This window comes from Bacillus sp. P4_D3 (assembly GCF_056401855.1).
This window is the reverse complement of the sequence record NZ_JBFUIN010000344.1, coordinates 1-3,402: the sequence shown is the minus strand read 5'-3', so window position 1 is coordinate 3,402 and position 3,402 is coordinate 1. Positions and strand designations below refer to the sequence as shown.

The window sequence follows — 3,402 nt, the reverse complement described above, 5'->3', positions numbered from 1 at the left end:
TCTAAACGCTCCTTACTTTAGCTCTCTATTATAATTTACTATAACATGTACACGTAAAATCGTATGCATCAAACATCCATAAAATAAGAATGCAACACTTCTGCCGCATTCCCAACTTCTAAATTACACTTTTATTATTTCTTTCTCTGTTCTATTAGCTATTTTAATAACCATTTTAGCTACAATTTCTGTTGGATCAATAACGCAAATATTTTCGGATGATTTCAATACAAGAGGAACCTCTGTGCAACCTGCTATAATAGCCTCAGCTCCGCTATCTTTCAATTTATCAGCAACCATTGAAAGATATAAAAATCCTTTTTCTAAATTTCCACTTTTAATAGCATATATTCCTTCCATCACTTTTTCTTGCATTTCTTTATCAGGCTCAATGACATCAATCCTGCAACTTTGACAACTGTTTTGGTATAGTTCCGTCTTAATCGTCCCATCCGTAGCTAACAAACCTACTTTTCTAAAATTATTTTTTTGCACAAAACGAGCCGTTTCTAAAGGCATATGCAAGATCGGAATATTAACAGACCTTTTAGCTGCTTTATAGAAAAAATGAGCGGTATTACACGCAATAACAAGAAAATCCGCACCAGCGTTTTGCAGTCGCTGCGCTGATTGTACAATGTACGGGGTCGGATCCATTCCCTTTCCCAAAATAGCCGTTGTCCGATCAGGTATTTGAGAATAGTTGTCTGCAATGATATGGATATGATCTTGATCTTTCATTGCAGGTGTATAAGAAATAATTTTGTTCATTAAATCAACAGTCGCCAAAGGCCCCATGCCCCCAATAATCCCAACAATTTTTTGCATTTTACTCACCACTTTTAAACATATTTTGAAAGTCTAATCTTAATAACATTCTTAGTATTTCTGTAAATGTATTTTGAATGATTGACTTAATTATAAGTTCCTTTTTAAGGGATGAATTATAGAAAGAATCTATACAACAATAGAAAATATGTATTGATAACTAATGTATAAGAGGATTTTGATATCGAATATTACTATCTAACAAGTGATGAGCAAGTATATGCGCTGGTTGATAACTGGTATACGAGTAGAGAGCTTATCGATACGTACAATCAAAAAGAATCTCATCTAATCCTGATTGGTGGGTTGCAGGCAAATCGAAAACTCTTCTTATTATAGTCTGTTTAAGTTTCACTTTGGAGTTTTTAGCTCCCTACATATTTCAAGGCAATACAAGGATTAATTTCCCGTTCTTCCTTCCCTCTCTCTATTCTCTGTTTCATCTGATGCATACCGATGACATCATTTGTATGAAGGTGAATTTCATTAACATATAGACCTTCTGTACAAAAGACTTCTACAAAATCTAACCCATTCTTTTGCCTCCATCCCATGTTAAAATCAAGAGAGAGGATGTTTACCTTATTACTCCGAACAAATTGTAATGCAGATTCTACTGTAGTTGCCAAAACATATCCGTACGGGCAACTTCTTTGATCATCCATATATACATTCATTTTCTATCTCCTCTCTATTTTGCATATGTGACCAACACATAACATATTGCTCCAAGGCTAATAAAAGGTCCAAACGGAATTGGGGTTATTATTTTTATACGTTTTAACGCTATACCTATTCCGAAAAAACAAAGACTAAAGCAAGATGCTAAAAATAAAGTTATAAAAACCCCTTTCACTCCCACTATAAATCCGAGTAACGAAAGTAATTTTACATCACCTCCGCCAAGACCATCTGGATAAATCCTTTGCATGCAATATAACAAAATGAATATAGTTCCACTACCAGCTAAACTATCTATCCAAGTAACTAACGGTACAAAAATACATTCTAAAATAAGCAAAAGCGCAAACCAAATTAAAATACGATTAGGTATTAGCATATATACTAAATCTGTAACTGAAATAATAAGAAGTAAAGAAAAGAGCGATAAAGTGATGATGAGCTCTCGTTCTATTCCAATTACATATACAGTAAGAAAAAATAAACTACCTGTAACAAATTCAAATACTATGTACAAACTTGAGATTTTCCTCTTACAATTCGTACAACGCCCTTTTTGTATACAAAATGAAATGATTGGAATCAGTTCTTTCGGCTTTAACGTATACTTGCAGTAATAACAGTACGAACGCGGTGTAATAATAGATTCCCCTACTGGAACTCTCATCGCAATCACCATAAAAAAAGAACCAAACACCATACCCATTAACAATGCATATAAATAAGTGAACATCCCTTCCTCTCCTTTCCAAAAGAACATAACAAAAAAAGGAGAGAACTTCTACTTCATATTATCTTTATTCTATTAAAAAAGCAGGCCGTTTTCCGGCCTGCTTTCCCCTATTTTATACGATGAAATATACTGCTTTTAATGGTCCATGTACTCCGACAACAAGATTCATTTCAATATCCGCAGAGTTACTTGGTCCTGTAATAAAGTTAATACAAGATGCGACTGCTTCACCTTTTTCCACACGAGAGTTCATATGTTGAACTGCTTGTGTAATGCGAGGTACAAGTGTTTCACGTGGAATAATAGCAAAGTATACAGTCGGTAAAAAGTGTAAAGAACGCCCTTGTCCTTTATGACTTTGTACAACAATCGTACCAGATTCAGCTAATGTATAATCACTAAATGCGATTCCAATATTCGCTTTTTCCGCTATACGCATATTCTCTTCTTTTTTCTCAGGATCCCATACATTTACTTCAACATTTTGCTTTGGAAGCTCTTCTTTAAATAAAGAAGTCAATCCATAGGAATCAAAACGTTCATCTGCTGATAATATAATAGGTCCTCCGCCGTTTTCAACGATTACTTTTTGAATATCTTCACGTAAACGGTCGTTTGTCGTTTCCACAACAGTTGTATGAATGTTTGTACATTGATTTTTAAATACTTCTAACAATTCTTCTTGTGAATAATCTTTTAACGTTTCTACATTCACATTACTTTTCCATGCTGGACGTTCTACGCCTTCTGTTTTACGCGCGCGCCCAAGTTCTTTTGCGATATTATCTAGAAAGGACTCACGGTTTTGAATTAATCCTGTCATTATTTGTCCCCGCCTTTCTTATGATCTTTATACCAATCACGGAATCGTTCTTTACTTGGAGCCGGGAATTCACGAATCTCCGTCCAGTTTTTAAGTGGACCAACACCTTTTGATACACGATTGCCAGATGTAAATGGACTCATTGCTGCCGGTGCTATTTTTGATCCCATTTTATATAAAGCTGCTGAAGATGCGCCCATACTAAACATTTTCATTGCTAATTTCTCTGCAAGTGGGGCACGTCCTTCTTGCTCAACGATAACTTGACGATGTTTTAATAATAAATCATGTAACGGAATCTTTACTGGACAAGCTTCCGTACACGCTCCGCATAAAC

5 protein-coding genes are annotated in these 3,402 nt (G+C 35.0%); all 5 read right to left on the bottom strand.

Annotation, left to right across the window (positions count from 1 at the left end):
- Positions 1-123: 123 nt before the first annotated feature.
- Complete coding sequence (gene cuyB, locus AC1DTM_RS20735; RefSeq protein ID WP_002201264.1) at positions 124-828, bottom strand: cysteate racemase; 705 nt, start codon at positions 826-828, stop codon at positions 124-126.
- A gap of 365 nt (positions 829-1,193) precedes the next feature.
- Complete coding sequence (locus tag AC1DTM_RS20730) at positions 1,194-1,505, bottom strand: cyclic-phosphate processing receiver domain-containing protein (protein ID WP_016104240.1); 312 nt, start codon at positions 1,503-1,505, stop codon at positions 1,194-1,196.
- A 14-nt stretch (positions 1,506-1,519) separates the two neighbouring features.
- On the bottom strand, positions 1,520-2,242 hold the full coding sequence (locus AC1DTM_RS20725) for a prepilin peptidase (RefSeq protein ID WP_016104239.1): 723 nt from the start codon (positions 2,240-2,242) through the stop codon (positions 1,520-1,522).
- Between the two features lie 112 nt (positions 2,243-2,354).
- Entirely contained in the window at positions 2,355-3,065 is a 711-nt protein-coding gene (locus AC1DTM_RS20720; protein WP_016104238.1) for a LutC/YkgG family protein, read from the bottom strand.
- The coding region (locus AC1DTM_RS20715; RefSeq protein WP_477000767.1) for a lactate utilisation protein LutB domain-containing protein at positions 3,065-3,402 on the bottom strand (338 nt) is incomplete at its 5' end. The genes AC1DTM_RS20715 and AC1DTM_RS20720, both read right to left, overlap by 1 nt.